18 protein-coding genes are annotated in these 16614 nt (G+C 67.4%); 8 read left to right on the top strand and 10 right to left on the bottom strand.

The annotated features are described in order from the left end of the window. A partial coding sequence (locus tag ACTIMF_RS18155; RefSeq protein ID WP_442351682.1) for a sigma-70 family RNA polymerase sigma factor occupies positions 1–835 on the bottom strand: 835 nt, incomplete at its 3' end. Between the two features lie 136 nt (positions 836–971). Beyond that, complete coding sequence (gene ppgK, locus ACTIMF_RS18150) at positions 972–1799, bottom strand: polyphosphate--glucose phosphotransferase (RefSeq protein ID WP_442351681.1); 828 nt, start codon at positions 1797–1799, stop codon at positions 972–974. Between the two features lie 138 nt (positions 1800–1937). Between ppgK and ACTIMF_RS18145 the strand changes: the two genes are divergently transcribed. Continuing rightward, entirely contained in the window at positions 1938–2831 is an 894-nt protein-coding gene (locus tag ACTIMF_RS18145; RefSeq protein ID WP_442351680.1) for an inositol monophosphatase family protein, read from the top strand. Between the two features lie 45 nt (positions 2832–2876). Here ACTIMF_RS18145 and cei read toward each other — a convergent pair whose 3' ends face one another. Beyond that, entirely contained in the window at positions 2877–3524 is a 648-nt protein-coding gene (cei, locus tag ACTIMF_RS18140; RefSeq protein ID WP_442351679.1) for an envelope integrity protein Cei, read from the bottom strand. Between the two features lie 360 nt (positions 3525–3884). Here cei and ACTIMF_RS18135 point away from each other — a divergent pair, with 360 nt between their 5' ends. Continuing rightward, a complete protein-coding gene (locus ACTIMF_RS18135; protein WP_236997319.1) occupies positions 3885–4184 on the top strand; it encodes a DUF4193 domain-containing protein in 300 nt (99 codons plus the stop codon). Between the two features lie 63 nt (positions 4185–4247). On the opposite strand, the gene ACTIMF_RS18130 is transcribed toward ACTIMF_RS18135, so the two are convergent. After that, entirely contained in the window at positions 4248–4742 is a 495-nt protein-coding gene (locus ACTIMF_RS18130; protein WP_442351678.1) for a DUF3093 domain-containing protein, read from the bottom strand. Positions 4743–4784: 42 nt separating this feature from the next. Here ACTIMF_RS18130 and dut point away from each other — a divergent pair, with 42 nt between their 5' ends. Continuing rightward, complete coding sequence (gene dut, locus ACTIMF_RS18125; RefSeq protein WP_442351677.1) at positions 4785–5291, top strand: dUTP diphosphatase; 507 nt, start codon at positions 4785–4787, stop codon at positions 5289–5291. Continuing rightward, positions 5288–6217 carry a DUF3710 domain-containing protein gene (locus tag ACTIMF_RS18120; protein ID WP_442351676.1) on the top strand — a complete coding sequence of 310 codons (930 nt, stop codon included), beginning with the start codon at positions 5288–5290 and terminating at the stop codon, positions 6215–6217. The genes dut and ACTIMF_RS18120 overlap by 4 nt, the downstream gene beginning before the upstream one ends. Here the strand turns inward: ACTIMF_RS18120 and ACTIMF_RS18115 are convergent. Further along, positions 6214–6915 (bottom strand): alpha/beta hydrolase, encoded by a 702-nt coding sequence (locus ACTIMF_RS18115; RefSeq protein WP_442351675.1) that lies wholly within the window; start codon positions 6913–6915, stop codon positions 6214–6216. The two genes, ACTIMF_RS18120 and ACTIMF_RS18115, sit on opposite strands and share 4 nt — an antisense overlap. 99 nt (positions 6916–7014) lie before the next feature. On the opposite strand from ACTIMF_RS18115, the gene ACTIMF_RS18110 reads away from it, so the two are divergent. Then, a complete protein-coding gene (locus ACTIMF_RS18110; RefSeq protein ID WP_442351674.1) occupies positions 7015–7407 on the top strand; it encodes an OB-fold nucleic acid binding domain-containing protein in 393 nt (130 codons plus the stop codon). 11 nt (positions 7408–7418) lie between these two features. Here the strand turns inward: ACTIMF_RS18110 and ACTIMF_RS18105 are convergent, their stop codons facing one another. From ACTIMF_RS18105 to ACTIMF_RS18095, 3 genes are read right to left on the bottom strand one after another with little or no spacing between them, the layout of a single operon-like run. Next, on the bottom strand, positions 7419–7856 hold the full coding sequence (locus ACTIMF_RS18105) for a hypothetical protein (protein ID WP_442351673.1): 438 nt from the start codon (positions 7854–7856) through the stop codon (positions 7419–7421). Between the two features lie 57 nt (positions 7857–7913). Beyond that, entirely contained in the window at positions 7914–8576 is a 663-nt protein-coding gene (locus ACTIMF_RS18100) for a potassium channel family protein (RefSeq protein WP_442351672.1), read from the bottom strand. A 7-nt stretch (positions 8577–8583) separates the two neighbouring features. After that, entirely contained in the window at positions 8584–9243 is a 660-nt protein-coding gene (locus ACTIMF_RS18095) for a potassium channel family protein (RefSeq protein WP_442351671.1), read from the bottom strand. A 77-nt stretch (positions 9244–9320) separates the two neighbouring features. Here ACTIMF_RS18095 and ACTIMF_RS18090 point away from each other — a divergent pair, with 77 nt between their 5' ends. Genes ACTIMF_RS18090 through dxs form a run of 3 tightly spaced genes read left to right on the top strand, consistent with a single transcriptional unit; the run spans position 9321 to position 14555 of the window. Then, positions 9321–11336, top strand: coding sequence for an APC family permease (locus ACTIMF_RS18090; protein WP_442351670.1), 2016 nt, complete (start codon positions 9321–9323; stop codon positions 11334–11336). Continuing rightward, the gene (locus ACTIMF_RS18085; RefSeq protein ID WP_442351669.1) at positions 11337–12599 is read left to right on the top strand and encodes a class I SAM-dependent RNA methyltransferase; all 1263 of its coding nucleotides are present in this window, start codon (positions 11337–11339) and stop codon (positions 12597–12599) included. Positions 12600–12656: 57 nt separating this feature from the next. After that, positions 12657–14555 carry a 1-deoxy-D-xylulose-5-phosphate synthase gene (dxs, locus tag ACTIMF_RS18080; protein WP_442351668.1) on the top strand — a complete coding sequence of 633 codons (1899 nt, stop codon included), beginning with the start codon at positions 12657–12659 and terminating at the stop codon, positions 14553–14555. A gap of 45 nt (positions 14556–14600) precedes the next feature. Here the strand turns inward: dxs and ACTIMF_RS18075 are convergent, their stop codons facing one another. Further along, complete coding sequence (locus ACTIMF_RS18075) at positions 14601–15833, bottom strand: ribonuclease D (protein ID WP_442351667.1); 1233 nt, start codon at positions 15831–15833, stop codon at positions 14601–14603. Positions 15834–15840: 7 nt separating this feature from the next. Then, positions 15841–16473, bottom strand: coding sequence for a DUF3000 domain-containing protein (locus ACTIMF_RS18070; protein ID WP_442351666.1), 633 nt, complete (start codon positions 16471–16473; stop codon positions 15841–15843). Between the last annotated feature and the right edge of the window lie 141 nt (positions 16474–16614).

The following is a 16614-nucleotide window of genomic DNA, read 5'->3' as shown; positions in this document are numbered from 1 at the left end:
TCCACCAGGTGGCGTACGTGGAGAACTTGTAGCCCTTGGTGTAGTCGAACTTCTCGACCGCACGGATCAGGCCGAGGTTGCCCTCCTGGATGAGATCCAGGAACGCCATTCCGCGTCCGGTGTAGCGCTTGGCGAGCGAGACGACGAGTCGGAGGTTCGCTTCGAGTAGATGGTTCTTGGCGCGGTTTCCGTCACGCGAGATCCACGACAGGTCACGGCGCTGAGCGACGGTGAGCTTCTCCCCGGACTCCATGATGCGCCGCATCCGCTCCGTCGAGAACAGACCGGCCTCGATGCGCTTGGCGAGTTCGACCTCCTCCTCGGCGTTGAGAAGGGCGACCTTGCCGATCTGCTTGAGGTAGGCGCGAACCGAGTCGGCCGAGGCGGTGAGCTCAGCGTCCTTGCGCGCCTGGCGGAGTGCTTCGGACTCCTCTTCGTCCCACACGAAGTCACCCGACTTGGCTTCCTCGTCGGTCTTCGTCTTGGCTTTGGCCTTGCCTTTGCCCTTGGCTGGCTTTTCGCCGTCGACCACCAGCTCTTCGTCGGCGAGGTCGATGTCGGCGTCGTCGACGTCGTCGAGGTCTGCGGTCGCCTTCTCGAGGTCGGCGTCGTCGACTCCGGACGACGGGACCGGCTTGGCGGCTGCCTTCTTGGCAGGCGCCTTCTTCGCTGCCGCCTTCTTGGCGGGAGCTTTCTTCGCCGCCGCCTTCTTGGCAGGAGCTTTCTTCGCTGCCGTCTTCTTGGCGGGGGCCTTCTTGGCGGGGGCGGAGTCAGCTGCGGGGGCGGTCTCGCCTGCTGCTTCGACGGATGCGTCGGGTGACTGTGTGGTTGCCACGTACAACCTTTCGACTGTTCTCACGTGCGGCACGGCTACGCGCATCCTGAAACAGGACGTGATGCCGTGGGCGAAGGGGCTAGAGGCTTCGGTGCGGGACCGATGTGTTCCATTGTAACTCTCGTCGCTGCGAAGCTCACATGCGCAGACCCTCGTCAACGGCCATCGCAGCGCCTACTATGCCCGCTGTGTTGCGCAGATTCGCCGCGATGACCGGCGTGTCGACGGTCAGCATCGGGATCCAGACGTCGGCCTTCCGGCTGATGCCGCCGCCGACGACGAACAGGCTCGGCGAGAAGATCTGTTCGTAGTGGGCGAGGACCCGGGAGACCTTTCCTGACCACTTGCGATACGACCAGCCGCGGTCTGCGCGGACCTTTGCCGACGCCCGCGCCTCGGCGATCCGCCCGCCGACTTCGAGGTGGCCGAACTCGGTGTTCGGGACGAGTACGCCGTCATGGAAGAGCGCCGATCCGATGCCGGTTCCGAATGTCAGGAGGATCACCGTGCCGTCGTTCAATCCGCGCTCGCCGCCGAACCGGACTTCGGCGAGTCCCGCGGCATCGGCATCGTTGAGTCCGGCAACGTTGCGTCCGCCGAGGTGTCTGCCGAACAGGTTCTGGATGCCGGCGCCCTTCCACGAGGGGTCGATGTTGGCCGCTGACCGCACGACGCCGTCGCGCACCACGCCCGGCACGGTGATGCCGACGGGGCCGGCCCAGCCGAAGTGGTCGGTGATCTCCCGGCATGTCCGGGCCACTGCGTCGGGAGTCGCCGGCTGCGGAGTGTCGCGCCGGAGACGGTCGCCGACGAACGATCCGGTGCGCAGGTCGACCATCGCGCCCTTGACCCCCGACCCGCCGATGTCGATCCCGAACCCGAGGTGTGGTGACGGGTCGTGCGTGCTGTCGGCTCCGAGGTAGGAAACGCGCCCGAGTGCTGCGCCGGACGATGCGTCGGTCATCGGTGAATTCACTTTCGTGAGAGCGGACTATCGGGGGACCTGGAACGCCGGCGTGACCGGCGACTCCTGTCGGTTCGGACACAGTCTCCTCTGATCGGCAACTGTAGGGTACAGACGGCCCACCGTAGACTCGTCTGCGTGACCAGTTCTACCGACCGCGCCCCAGATCGTGCAGAGGAACTCGCCGTCGTCGCCCGCCGCGTCGCGGAGACAGCGGCCCGTCATGTCCGAGTCCGCCGATCCGAATTGTTCGCGCCGTCGGGCACCCGATCGCACGATACGTCGGTGAGCGCCAAGTCGACACCGACCGACCCGGTGACCGTCGCGGACACCGAGACCGAAGCACTGGTCCGACGACTCCTGCAAGAGGAGCGTCCCGGCGACGCGATCCTCGGCGAGGAGGAAGGCGGCAGCGTCGCCGTTCCCGACGGTGTCCGGTGGGTCGTCGATCCGATCGACGGCACCGTCAACTTCCTGTACGGCATCCCGGCGTACGCGGTCTCCGTCGCCGCGCAGATCGCTGGGCGGTCGGTCGCGGGCGCGGTCGTCGACGTCGCGCGGGAGACGACCTACTGGGCGTGGACCGGTGGCGGATCGTATGCGTGTGCAGGTAGCGAACCGGCACCGCACGGCGAGCCGATTCGCTTGCGCGCCAACCCGATCGATGACATCGGCCTGGCCCTGGTCGCGACCGGGTTCGCGTACAACGCCAGCCGACGGGCTCAGCAGGGTGTTCTCATGGCCCAGCTGCTTCCGCGGGTGCGTGACCTGCGTCGTATCGGTGCAGGCGCGCTGGATCTGTGCATGGTCGCTTCCGGAGCGGTCGACGCACACATCGAGCACGGACTGAGCCCGTGGGACTGGGCTGCGGGCGGCCTCATCGCGGCGGAAGCCGGCGCCCACGTGGTGCTGCCGCCTGCCGATTCACGATCGAGCGACGGCGACGCCACGATCGCCGCGGCTCCCGGGATAGCCGCCGACTTCCTGTCCGTTCTCGAGGAGATCGGGGCCGTCGGCCCGCTCGCGGAGTGATGCGCGCGGGACGGGCCGACCGCTCGGTGAGCAGACTCGTGGGTGTCAGCAGGGCTGGCCGTGTACGGCGTCGAGCAAGGATGCATCGACCGGCGACTGCTTCTGCTTCGGAGCGGCCACGCGGAGCGCCTCGATGGCGGCCTGGGCGTCCTGGCTCGGCTGTGTCGTCGTGTAGTACTCGCCGAGCGCGATGTCGACGTCGGGACCCTTGCGGCCGTCGTTGACGAGTTGTGCGCAGGGTGCGATCAACCACGCGGCCGCTGCTGCGGCCTGGCCGTCCTGCCCGAATCGAATCTGGGCGACGCAGTGTAGGTCGCGGTCGGTGTAGAGGGTGTCGTCGCCGTACGCGGGTTGGGCTGCGCGGTAGCCGAGCGACGTCAGGTCATCGCTCACCGATTGGGCGGAGCCGCGTTCGGCTGCCGCGTTCAGCACTCGCACGCTGAACGTCGAGAGGGGTGCAGGGCCGACGCTCAGCATGTCGCTGTTGCTGACTGGGGTCAGCTTGGCCGAATCGGCGATGTTGCAGTCGGTCGGATAGGACTCGGGCTCGTCGCCGGTGAACACGAAGATCCAGCCGGCGACGGCTGCGATCGCGAAGATAGTGATGACGACCAGTCCTGGGCGCAGATTGCGACGGAGAAACGGTCGCCCCTTCGCATCGGTCGTGTAACCGGTGGCGATTTTCGAGACCACGTCGCTGAGCACCTTCTTCCGTGAGGGGAGATCGGCACCACTGTAATCGCGCGACACGCGTCCGGCCGTGGTGGCGCGCCGGATTGACGTCCGTGGGATCCGGCCAGGGCTTCCCGCGACGCACTTTCCGGCGATCTGCCGGGCCCGCGGAAGACGATGGTACTGGCGCTGTTGACACAGGATGGTCCATCACCTAAAGTACGGGCGCCCAAGGTCATAACGAATGGGACTCTGAGATGGTGTGACGGGCCACAAGTGCGTCGCCCCAGCAGGATTGGCCTACCGGGAATAAACCAGGTGAGTTCAGCGATGAACGACCCGGACATCAGCAATACGACATAAGACTCAGGCAGGCACACAATGGCAACTGACTACGACGCGCCGCGACGGACCAACGACGACGATCTCGCCGAGGATTCGCTCGAAGAACTGAAGGCGCGCCGCAATGAGGCGCAGTCCGGTGACGTCGATGTCGACGAAGGCGACACCGCCGAGTCGTTCGAACTGCCGGGTGCAGACCTCTCCGGCGAGGAACTCTCCGTGCGAGTCGTCCCCAAGCAGGACGACGAGTTCACGTGCACCAGCTGCTTCCTCGTCTACCACCGCAACCGGTTGGCCGAGCAGCACGGAAACGAACTGATCTGCGTCGACTGCGCATGAGACACGACGCGCACTAGGGGCAGAGCGGGACGCGCTCGCTCCAACGATGACGCCGTACGGGGATCAGCCCTGTGCGGCGTCCTTCATCTTCAGAGCTTCGAGCACCTTGTCCGGATGGCGGGTGGAGACGAGCCAGTAGGGGGTCGGATCGTCGGGGTCGTCGAGGACCACCAGGACCATCGACTTGATCCAGGCTCGGTGCATCAAGAACGCAGCCGGATCCAACTGGCGACCCATCGCCGCGCTCTTGGCTGACGGCGCGATCGCCGCACCACGGGCGATCACCTCGCGCGGGAGCACAGCCTTGTGTGCGCGCAGCGCGCCGTCGGCGTCGACGGAGACCTCCGTGCGTCCCATCGACCAGATACCCCAGCCGAGCAGGACGGCGAGGACCGGGTACGCCGCCCACGTCCAGGCCTGGTCGTAACCGGCGAGTTGGATCTCGTAGCCGAGCAACGCGGTCACCGCCGCGCCAGCGAGCCACCACCACCACGGCGTGGTGAGGTGTTCGGTGTATCGATTTCCGCGTGCGGAGCCGGTCTTGGGAGATTCGGTCACACGGTCAAGGTTAGTCGGAGGGTCGGCTAGTACTCTGCGGGGGTGACCACGCAGACCTCCCCGGACAACCCGTCTGACACCTATCCGCCGCTGCGGATCAAACGACTCGACCCGAGTCTCCCGCTGCCCGCACGCGCCCACCCGGACGATGCAGGCATCGATCTGTTCGCGGCGACCGACCTCGAACTCGCGCCAGGCCGACGACAACTCGTCGGAACCGGCATCGCGGTGGCCTTGCCGGTCGGCACCGTCGGGCTGATCCATCCGCGTTCGGGTCTCGCCGCTCGGGCCGGCCTGTCGATCGTGAACACTCCGGGAACCATCGACGCCGGATACCGCGGCGAGATCAAGGTCTGCTTGATCAACCACGACCCCGACACGTCGATCACCATCGGCCGTGGCGACCGGATCGCCCAACTGCTCGTCCAGCGTGTCGAGTTGCCCGATGTGCTCGAAGTCGATGAACTCGATGACACCGAACGTGGCGCAGGCGGATACGGCTCAAGTGGCGGCCACGCGATTCTCTCGGACGGGAAGGCACAGCGATGAGTGAGACGAACCAGATCGGCGAGGCGGGCGGCCCGTACGACATCGACGATCTCGTGAATTCCCCGGAAGACCTGGCGAATTCACACCTCGACCTGGGGTCGGTACTCATGCCCGTGGTCGAAGGCGGACAGGTGACCGTCGAGATGTCGGCCGACCACACTCCGGAGGCCGTCTACCTCGTGACGCCGGTCGGGCGGATCGGCATCCACGCCTTCGCGGCGCCGCGCAGCGGTGGCCTGTGGCGCGAAGTGGTCCGCGAACTCGCGGAGTCCCTGCGGTCCGACGGCGCGAGCACCTCCATCGAGGACGGTCACTGGGGGCGCGAGGTCGTCGCTCGCGTCACCGGTGGCGTTCACCGCTTCATCGGTGTGGACGGTAATCGGTGGATGGTGCGGTGTGTGGCGAGTGGCCCGGAGGAATCCGATGAACAGCTCGGGCAGTTGGCCCGCGCCGTGCTCGCCGAGACAGTCGTCCGGCGAGGCGACCAGCCGTACCCGCCGCGCGACGTTCTACCGATCGTTCTCCCACCGGTCCTTGCTGAGCAGGTCGCGGCCGCGCAGCGCGAGCGTGCCGCAGAGGAGGCCAGTGAGCCGACTTCTCAGCCGTTGACCGACTCGCCGTCGGCCTCGCGGACCTCCTCACCGATACCGACAGAGGACGGCCCGGAGGACGTGCACCCGCGTGGTGCGGTGGCGCAGAGCGCCAGCGCGACGGTGTTCAGTGAGGCGCCCGATGCGCTCGACGACGATCCGGATGCGGTGCCGGCCGCCGCTCCGGCTCTCGATGAAGGGGTATCTGTCGACGGAAACCCCGCTTTCAGCGACCCCGCAGTCGATGACCGCGACGCCGACGAGTCGGAGGCACCGCCCGCGCCGTCTCAGGGATCGGCGTTGTCTCGGCTGCGTAATCGGCGGCGCAGCCGCTAACTGCCTTCTCGGGCGGCGGCCAACGCCGCCCAGCAGGCGTCGCCGAGAAGGTGTTCGGCCGGACCGAACTCGCGCAACGGCGCCTCGGCGACGGCGGCCCGAGGCGCGGCCTGCGCCCACGAGCGACCCACGTCGGCGTCGTGCAGGGGATCGTCAGGGGCGACGGCCACTCCCAGCGGCGCGGTGAGTCCGGCGACGTCGACGAGCGTCGGCCCGACGAATGTCGACGCCGCCCGCAGTTGAGCGACGAGCCCCCGCGGGTGCAGGGCTCGCCACGATCGTGAGAGTTCGGAGCCAAGCCATGCGGGGCTCGTCGAGACCATGGCCTCGACGGTTGCCTCCAGACCTTCGTGCTCGAGGCTGTCGGCAGTGATCCGAGCCGACAGCGCGGCCAGGCAGTCGCCCGGCGGACCCGACCATGGAGGCAGGGCGGCGAGCACTCCGTCACACTGGGCGGCACGCGCCGCATCGCACGCCCAGCGGACGGCGATCGCCGCTCCGATGGATACACCTCCGACAATCACTCGATCGCCCCGCTCGGCGATCGCATCGATCCTGGTCAGGTAGCTCTCTACGAGGTCTGCTCGGGGTTCGAGGCATTCGATGAGAGCGCCCGCTGCCCGTGCAACAGGGCCGAACACCCGCGCCGCGTAGTCGGCGTCCGAACCTGTGCCAGGCATCACGATCACGGTGGTCATACGACCATGGTGCACGGGGCGTAGGGTGAGGGACGCAAGCGAGTCACTACTAGCGAGCCACTATTGGCAAGCCACTGATGCGGTGCCCGGAGGTTGGGGATGGCGAACACAGGTCTTCTTAAGCGGTTGGGCAAGATGCTCACCGAAGACCTCGAGAACGTCGAAGACGAGCGAGTACAGCGCGAGTCGGCGGCGGCGAACGCCGAACGTGCGACCGGCGCGCAGTGCGCCCGCGACTGCAGCCGAGGTGACGAGGCCGTGATGATCGGCGAGCTCCGCGCCGTCGAAACGTGTTCCCGCAACACGAATTCCGGCGTACGAGCAGAGTTCTTCGACGGGACGGACACCGTCCTCCTCAAATGGATGGGCCGCAACCGGATCCCGGGGATCGAACCGGGCCGCCGCATCACCGTCCGCGGCCGCGTCGCCAACGCTGACGGCATGAAGGTCGTCTACAACCCCGAATACGAACTCCACGCCGTCGACGAATAGGCCGCCGACGTTCAAGCGAGGACGAGGCTCGTTCCGAGCGCGACCAGCCCGACGACCTTGATCAGCTCGAACCCCACGTACCAGAGGTGGGCGTGACTGCGCTCGGGCGGGAGATCGTCCGGGGACGCGAGGACCGCGTCGGCCCGTCGGGACAGCGCCGGTCGGATCGCGGCGATCTGAATGATCAGGGCTGCGACAACGACACAGACCGCGGTGAGTGCGGAGCCCGACCAACCGTCTCCGACGATAACCGCGACGACGATCGCGATCGCCCACACCGCTTCGACCGTGTTCAGCGCACGGAACACGAGTCGTCCGATGCCGAGGCCGAGCGGAATGGTGACACCGGGTGCCTGGAACTTCAGCGGCGCCTCGATGAACGAGATCGCCGTGACCATGCCGAGCCAGATGAACGTGAGCGCAAGAACGAGTGCGAATGTCGCGGTCACCGGGGGCCTCCAAATACTCTCGAACTATGGGTACCTCGAACTATGGGTACACAGTAGCTAGACGGGAAGTTTCATGGCTCGCTGCAGCTCCTGCTCGACTTCCTCGGGTGCGACGAACACGAGTTCGTCGCCGCCTTCGAGGGGGTCGTCGGCCTCGGGCACGATCACGCGCCGTCCGCGAATGATCGCGACCAGCGCGGCGTCGCGAGGCAACTGCAGGCGGCGGACCGCCTTGCCCGCGAGCGGGGTGTCGTCGGGGAGCGTGAGTTCGACGAGGTTGGCCTGTCCCTGACGGAACGTCATGAGTCGCACCAGGTCGCCGACGGAGACGGCCTCCTCGACGAGGGAGGCCAGCATCCGCGGGGTCGATACCGCGACGTCGACACCCCAGTCGTCGTTGAACAGCCATTCGTTGCGTGGATCATTCACGCGGGCGACCACCCTGTTCACGGCGAACTCGGTGGTCGCGAGCAGGCTGACCACCAGGTTGGCCTTGTCGTCGCCGGTGGCGGCGACCATCACGTCGAAGGTCTGCAGGCGTGCGCGTTCGAGGTCGTCGAGTTCGCAGGCGTCGGCATGCAACCACGTCGCGCCGGGGACCGCCTCGACGTCGATGTGGTCGGGGTCCCGTTCGATCAGCGTGACGACATGCTCGTTGAGCAGGAGTTCCCGGGCGATGGCCCGGCCGACGGCTCCGGCTCCGGCGATTGCGACTTTCACGACGACCTCACTCCTGGAATTCGGCGGCCGCGACGGCACGCGCGTTGTCGACGTTCGCGGACAGGGTCGCGACGTACAGTTCGTCGTCCTGCTGGATGACTGTTCGCTGCTCCGGAAGGATCGGCCTGCCGAGACGGTGGATGAACGAGATCCGGGCGCCGGTGCGCTCCTGGAACCGATTCACGTCTACGCCGATCCACGACTCGTGTACGCCGATGACGGCCATCACCAGCGAACCCGAGGGGTCGTGCCATACGGGCGTGGTCGATGTCTCGCCGAGAGCGGCGACGAAGCGTTCGGTGGTCCACGGGACGGTCGCGACGGTCGGGATGCCGAGTCGTTCGAACACTGCGGCCCGCTTGGCGTCGTAGATGCGGGCCACGACTCGGTCCACGCCGAACGTCTCGCGTGCCACGCGCGCGGAGATGATGTTCGAGTTGTCACCCGAGGAGACCGCGGCGAACGAGTCACAGGAGTCGATGCCCGCCTCGGTGAGGACTTCTCGGTCGAATCCGACGCCGGTGACCGTACGTCCGGCAAAGTCGTCGCCCAAGCGGCGGAAGGCGTCGGCGTTACGGTCGATGACGACGACATCGTGCCCCCGGTCGGACATGGCCATGGCCAGGGACGATCCGACGCGGCCGCAGCCCATGATGATCACACGCACGATGGGAGACGATACTTCCCGACGCGGCAAAACGCACCCTGGTGGTATGCCGTCGCCGGACGGCCTACTGTTGCTCCGTGTCCACGATGACGAAGGTGTCGGTCGGCGCGAAGCGCCTACTGCTCGGCCGACCATTCCGCAGCGACCGCCTCGGTCACACGTTGCTGCCCAAGCGAATCGCGCTCCCGGTGTTCGCCTCGGACGCGATGTCGTCTGTCGCATACGCGCCGCAGGAGATCTTCCTGGTCCTGTCGGTGGCCGGGATCAGCGCTTTCGCTTTCGCTCCCTGGGTCGCCCTCGCCGTCGCCGTCGTGATGGTGGTGGTCGTAGCGAGCTATCGGCAGAACGTCCACGCGTATCCGTCCGGCGGCGGCGACTACGAGGTCGCAACCGTCAACCTGGGGCCGAACGCAGGCCTGACGGTCGCCGCGGCGCTGCTCGTCGATTACGTCCTCACGGTGGCGGTGTCGATCACGTCGGCCGCCGAGAACATCGGCTCGGCCATCCCGTTCGTCCATGAGCACAAGGTGTGGTTCTGCGTGCTCGCGATCGCGTTGATCGCAGCAGTCAACCTGCGCGGCATCAAGGAGTCCGGTGCGGTTCTGGCGATCCCGACGTACGCGTTCATCGTCGGCGTCGCCGTCATGCTCGTCTGGGGCTTCGTGCAGATATTCGTTCTCGGTGACAGCGTCGAGGCCGAGACCAGTGCCTATGGCATCGTCGCGGAGAACGACAGTCTCGTCGGCATCGCCATGGTGTTCCTGATCGCCCGCTCGTTCTCCTCTGGTTGCGCCGCTCTCACCGGTGTCGAAGCCATCAGCAACGGCGTGCCCGCATTCCGGAAGCCGAAGTCGCGTAACGCGGCGTCGACGCTGCTGATGCTCGGCGGATTCTCGATCATCCTGCTGCTCGGCATCGTGCTCCTGGCCCAGGAGATCGGGGCCAAGTACGTTCTCGACCCGGCGAAGGATCTGGCCGGGGCGCCCGACGGTTACCAGCAGAAGTCGATCATCGCGCAGATCGCCGAAGCGGTCTTCCACGGATTCCCGCCGGGGTTCTACCTGATCGCGACGGTCACGGCGCTCATCTTGATGCTCGCCGCGAACACGGCGTTCAACGGGTTTCCGGTCCTCGGCTCGGTGCTCGCTCAAGACCGCTATCTGCCGCGCCAGCTGCATACCCGAGGCGACCGTCTGGCCTTCTCCAACGGCATCGTCTTCCTCGCGCTGGTCGCCATCGGCTTCGTCGTCGCATTCGGCGCCGAGGTCACGTCGTTGATCCAGCTGTACATCGTCGGCGTGTTCGTCTCGTTCACGCTCAGCCAGACCGGGATGGTGCGGCACTGGACACGGCACCTCAAGACCGAGACCGACCCCGACGCTCGTGCCCGGATGATCCGGTCCCGGCTCATCAACGCCGTCGGAATGGTCATGACCGGAGTCGTCTTGGTGATCGTCCTCATCACCAAGTTCACGGCCGGCGCGTGGATGGCGATCCTCGCGATGCTGTTGCTGTTCGTGGTGATGAAGCTCATCCACCGGCACTACTCGTCCGTCGAGCGTGAACTCGAGTACGCCGACGAGGGCGGCGACGAAGTCCTGCCGAGCCGGACCCACTCGATCGTCCTGGTGTCGTCGCTTCACCTGCCGACCCGACGAGCACTGCGATACGCGCGCGCCACCCGCCCCGACGTGTTGGAGGCCGTGACCGTCAACGTCGACGACCGCAACACCCGCAGACTGGTCGCCGAATGGGAGGATAGCGACATCGGCATGCCGCTGAAGGTGGTGGCGTCGCCTTACCGCGAGATCACCCGCCCGATCATCACGTACGTGCGCCGACTGCGCAGGGAGTCGCCGCGCGACGTCGTCACCGTGTTCATTCCCGAGTACGTGGTCGGTCACTGGTGGGAGCAGATCCTGCACAACCAGTCCGCGCTGCGCCTCAAGACGCGGCTCCTGTTCGAGCCCGGCGTGATGGTGACGTCGGTGCCATGGCAGCTGACATCGTCGGAGAACCGCGGCAGGCGGATGCAGTCCCAGTACGTCGCGCCGGGCGACGTGCGTCGCGGCTTCACGTCGGAGGACCAGTAGATGCCCGACCTCGACCTCGACGTGACCGGTTACGCCAACGGCGGAGCCGGCGTCGCCCGTCATGACGGGCGGGTGGTCTTCGTGACCGGAGCGCTGCCCGGCGAGCGGGTGCGCGCACGGATCGTCGATGACAACCACGCCTCGTACGCGCGAGCGGCGATCGTCGAGGTCGTCGACGCCAACGAGCACCGCATCGATCCTCAATGCCCGGCGGCCGCCGCCGGAGCGGGCTGCTGCGACCTGTCGTTCGTCGACGCTCCGTACGCCCGGGAACTCGGGGCGAACGCCCTGCACGACGTGCTAACCCGCATCGGACGACTCGGTCCGGACGCTCCGAGGTCGCCGGGCGTCGAGGCGCTCGGCGATCGGCCCGCCGGATGGCGTGTACGGACGCGGCTCGCCGTCGGCGCAGACGGCACCGTCGGTCTTCGCGGCCGAAAGTCCGCAGACCTGGTGACGGTGCCATGCGCGGCGCCGGTACCAGGACTCCTCGACGGCGTCGCCGCCCTCGGCGGCGCTCCCGGCACCGAACTCGTACTCGCCGTCGGGTCGGACGGACGTCGTCACATCGCCGAACTCGCGGCGCCGACCCGAGCTCACAAGCGGGGTAGAGGACGGGACAGGCGAGGTCGTGCTCAACGCGCTCGGTCCGCGCGCACTGCGCCGCGCGCGGTCCGCGCCATCGAAGGCGACGGACATGTCGACTACGCGGTCGGTGATCGGACCTGGTCGATCCCGGTGACCGGCTTCTGGCAGGCGCACCGCAACGCGCCGGCCGTCTACTCGGCTGCGGCCGCCGACCTGCTCGACGCGGTCGGGGTCAGCGGCGACGTGCACCTGTGGGACCTGTACGGGGGAGCGGGCGTATTCACCGCGGCCCTGTGCGGCGCGGGCCGCGGCTTCACGGTGTCCGGCAGCGACATCGTCGACACCGATCCGAGCGCACTCGCCGCAGCCGAACGCACCCTGGCGGACGAGCCGGTACTGACTCACCGCGGCCCGGTCGCCACCACAGTCGCCGACCTCGAACACCCCGACGTCGTGGTCTCCGATCCACCGCGCTCGGGAGCCGGGGCCGACGTCGTCGACGCGATCGTCGCAGCGTCGCCGACCGCCGTCGTGCACGTCGGCTGTGATGCGGCGTCGTTCGCTCGCGACCTCGGCAGATTTGCTGTTCAGGGCTACCGTGTCCGTGAATGGCGAGGATTCGAGGCATTCCCGATGACCCACCACGTCGAAGCCATGGCAGTGCTGACGCGGTAGCCGGGCACGGAATCCGTAGACTGGTCGCGATCATCATTTTTTGAGGAGGGACCGCACATGGGAGTGCTGGATCGAGTGGATTCACCGGCTGATGTGCGGGCGTGCTCGCAGGCCGAACTCGAGCAGCTCGCATCCGAGATCCGCGGATTCCTCATCGAGAAGGTCGCGGCCACCGGTGGACACCTCGGACCCAACCTCGGCGTCGTCGAACTGACGCTCGCGCTCCACCGTGTCTTCTCCTCGCCGGTCGATCCGATCCTGTTCGACACCGGCCACCAGTGCTATGTCCACAAGATCGTCACCGGTCGCAAGGACCGCTTCGACACTCTCCGACAGCGCGACGGCCTCACCGGCTACCAGGACCGCACTGAGAGCCCACACGACTGGGTCGAGTCGTCGCACGCGTCGGCGGCATTGTCGAACGCCGATGGCCTGTCGAAAGCCTTCGAGTTGGCGGCGAAGACCCCGGGCCACCTGTCGGCGGTCGATGAGGACCGGACCGTCGTCGCCGTCGTCGGCGACGGTGCTCTGACCGGCGGCATGTGCTGGGAAGCGCTCAACAACATCGCCGACGGCGACCGTCCGGTCGTCATCGTCGTCAACGACAACGGGCGGTCGTACGCGCCGACGATCGGCGGGCTGGCCAAGAATCTGTCCGCGCTGCGACTTCAGCCCGGTTACGAACGCCTTCTCGCGTCGGGCCGGCGCCGGCTTCGCAAGCTTCCGCTCGTGGGAGATCCCGCCTACGCGATCCTGCACGGCATGAAGAGCGGAGTGAAGGACCTGGTGTCGCCGCAGGCGATGTTCGCCGACCTCGGGCTCAAATACGTTGGCCCCGTCGACGGTCACGACCTCGTCGCACTCGAAGCGGCGTTTCGCCGTGCGAAGGCCTTCGGCGGCCCGGTGATCGTGCATACCGTTACCCGTAAAGGCATGGGGTACGCGCCCGCCGAGGCCGACGAGGCCGAGCAGATGCACTCCACCAGCAAGATGGACCCAGCCACCGGCAAGGCGATGTCCGTCGCAGCGAAGGACTGGACGTCGGTGTTCTCCGACGCGCTCGTCGACGAGGGGGAACGGCGTCCGGAGGTCGTGGCGATCACCGCGGCCATGCCCGGACCGACCGGCCTCGTTCAGTTCGGCGAACGTTTTCCAGACCGCATGTTCGACGTGGGCATCGCCGAGCAGCACGCGATGACCTCGGCTGCCGGCCTCGCGCTCGGCGGCATGCACCCGGTGATCGCGATCTATGCGACGTTCCTCAATCGTGCATTCGACCAGTTGCTGATGGACGTAGCACTGTTGAAGTTGCCGGTGACCCTCGTCCTGGACCGCTCCGGGATCACCGGACCGGACGGGCCAAGCCATCACGGCATGTGGGATCTGTCGCTGATGTCACTGGTTCCCGGCATGCGTGTGGCCGCGCCGCGTGACGCGATCCGAGTACGTGAAGAACTCGCCGAAGCTCTCGACGCCGCCGATGGCCCGACGGCTCTGCGGTACTCGAAAGGCGCTGTCCCCGAAGAGGTTCCCGCACTGAGGCGACTGTCGGACGGGGTGGACGTCCTCGTGGACGGCGGCGAAGGTGGAGCCGATGTGCTCATCGTCGGGATCGGCGCGTTCGCGCGGCTCGCACTCGATGTGGCGGCCAACCTGTCGTCGCACTCGGTGACAGCGACCGTCGTCGATCCGCGGTGGGTGCTTCCGGTCCCCGAATCGATCGCCGTGCTGGCGCGCGATCACCGGTTGGTGGTCACCATCGAGGACGGCGGCGTCCAAGGCGGCGTCGGCGCGGCAGTGGCGCGTGCCCTCGCTGGCGCCGGGGTGTCGACGCCGGTTCGCCAGCGCGGCGTCCCGCAGGAGTTCGTCGCCCACTCGACACGCGAGGAGATCCTCGTCGACTTCGGGTTGACCGACACCGACCTCGCCGAGTCGATCGTGAAAGATCTGACCTAATACCGCCAGACGCGGCTCCGCCCATGCTGTCGGCGACGGCGACGATCAATCGTCGACTGTGCTCAACGCGGTCTCGACGGCGTCGGCTGCGATCTCCACCTGCCACGGACGGGCACCGAGCTCGGCGAGACGCCCGGCGACGTCGACCCCTTCGTGGACGCCGAACCAACACAGGTCACGGACGATCGACGGTGCCAACAGATTCTCAGTCGGCAGACCGACCGTTTCGGCAAGTCCCTTGACAGCCGGTCGTACCGCCTTGGCACGCGCCGCAGGCAACGGATGCTTGGGCTCCCACCGATTGATCGGCGGGACGCCGGTCTGCGGAGCCTTCTTCGGCGGCAGATCGGCATCGGGCAACGTCCGTGCGCGCTCGATGGCGTCCAACCACATGCTCGCCTGCCTGCGTTGACGCGGACCGCTGAACACGGGCAGCGCGGTCAGGTCGGCGGTCGTGCGGGGCGCGGCCGATGCGGCGTTCACGATCGCGGAGTCCGGCAGAATTCGGCCGGGCGCGATGTCACGGCGACGAGCGATCTCCTCGCGCGTGGTCCAGAGTTCGCGGACCATCGCCAGGGCCCTGGTCGACTTCAGATCATGGATGCCCGACGTACGTCGCCATCGTTCGGTCTTGGGTTCGGGCTGGGGTCGAGACAGGACGGCGGCGAACTCCTGCGCCGCCCACTCCTCGCGTCCCGCGTCGCGCAGAGCCGCGTTGACGGCGTCGCGCAGTTCGACGAGGACCTCGACGTCCAACGCCGCGTAATTCAACCAGTCGTCGGGCAGCGGACGGCGTGACCAATCGGCCGCACCGTGCCCCTTGGCGAGTCCGAGGTGCAGGAACTCGGCGACCATTGCCGCCAGATTGACTTTCGGGACGTTGAGGAGGCGGCCGGCGAGCTCGGTGTCGAATACGTTCTCGCAGACGAATCCGAGTTCCCGCAGGCAGGGCAGGTCCTGATCGGCTGCGTGCAGGATCCACTGCGGCCCGGTCATCACGTCGATGACCGGCGCCAGCGCCTCCGGATGGTCGATGGGGTCGACGAGGAAGCTGCCGGATCCGGTCCGGCGCAGTTGGACGAGGTAGGCGCGCTGTGAGTACTTGAATCCGCTCGCGCGCTCGGTGTCGACGGCGATCGGCCCGGTCCCAGCGGCCAGACGGGCGGCGACCGATGCGAACTCGTCCGGCGTCGACACGACCGGGGGCACACCGTCCCGGGGAGTCGTCAGCGCAACGACGGGGATCTCGGCGGCCTGATCTGCGTCGGAATCGGTCACCTAGGCCTCAGATCGAGCCGAGAGCGGCGACGCCTGCGGGCGGCAGACCCGCGACCGAGGCCAGCACGTCGCAGAATGCTTCGAGATGGATCGAGAGGTCGGTTCCGGTCGCTGTCCACGACGCGCGGAGTTCCAACTGGTGGGACTGGGGTGGGCCGGCGATGTCGCCGTAGCGCACCGATGTCGTCGCGGTCACTGTGCCGCCGAGTGCGCGGACCGCAGGCAGGTCGGCGCCGAACGGCGGGGTGGACTCGGTGTCGCCGTCGGACACGCTGAGGGCTTCGGCGAGCCAACTCCACGCGACCTGCGGCAGCAACGGGTCTGCCGCCAACGCGGCCTCGACCTCCGCTTGGATGAACGCGACGAGACGGTATGTGCCGTTCCACGCGTCCTGACCGTCCGGGTCGTACAACAAGACGAGGCGGCCGAACGCGTTTCCCGCCGAGTCGGTAGGCACCAGGTTGGGGTCCGAGACGTCCGGAGGTCGTACTTCGACGCCGAGCGCGTAGCTATAGGGCGCGAGACGCTGTGGGGGACGGATCGAACCGACTTCGATTTCCGGCCGCACCGTCGCCGCATGCAGCGATTGCACGGCGTCGCGGAACTCGGCCGGCTCCGTCGGGGCTCCAGAAGTGGTCACGGCCGTCAGGGTAGGCCGGGTCCAGCCCGGTGTGGCGGAGGCGCGCCGGGATTCCGGGGTGTGAGCGGATCGTCGCGGTCGCGGATGGCACAGTGAACATATGACTACGGTGCGTGCCCGTCGAATCTCGACCGAAATGCC

The sequence above is a fragment of the Gordonia sp. (in: high G+C Gram-positive bacteria) genome (assembly GCF_052106715.1).
Lineage (GTDB): Bacteria > Actinomycetota > Actinomycetes > Mycobacteriales > Mycobacteriaceae > Gordonia.
Note: the sequence above shows the minus strand (reverse complement) of the source record. Positions and strands in the feature narration are given on the sequence as shown.

What these genes read in the sequence shown, in the direction of transcription:
- ppgK (WP_442351681.1), bottom strand. Translation starts at nt 1,799, where the DNA reads ATGACCGACGCATCGTCCGGCGCAGCACTCGGGCGCGTTTCCTACCTC.
- ACTIMF_RS18135 (WP_236997319.1), top strand. Translation starts at nt 3,885, where the DNA reads ATGGCAACTGACTACGACGCGCCGCGACGGACCAACGACGACGATCTC.
- ACTIMF_RS18120 (WP_442351676.1), top strand. Translation starts at nt 5,288, where the DNA reads ATGAGTGAGACGAACCAGATCGGCGAGGCGGGCGGCCCGTACGACATC.
- ACTIMF_RS18115 (WP_442351675.1), bottom strand. Translation starts at nt 6,915, where the DNA reads ATGACCACCGTGATCGTGATGCCTGGCACAGGTTCGGACGCCGACTAC.
- ACTIMF_RS18110 (WP_442351674.1), top strand. Translation starts at nt 7,015, where the DNA reads ATGGCGAACACAGGTCTTCTTAAGCGGTTGGGCAAGATGCTCACCGAA.
- ACTIMF_RS18085 (WP_442351669.1), top strand. Translation starts at nt 11,337, where the DNA reads ATGCCCGACCTCGACCTCGACGTGACCGGTTACGCCAACGGCGGAGCC.
- dxs (WP_442351668.1), top strand. Translation starts at nt 12,657, where the DNA reads ATGGGAGTGCTGGATCGAGTGGATTCACCGGCTGATGTGCGGGCGTGC.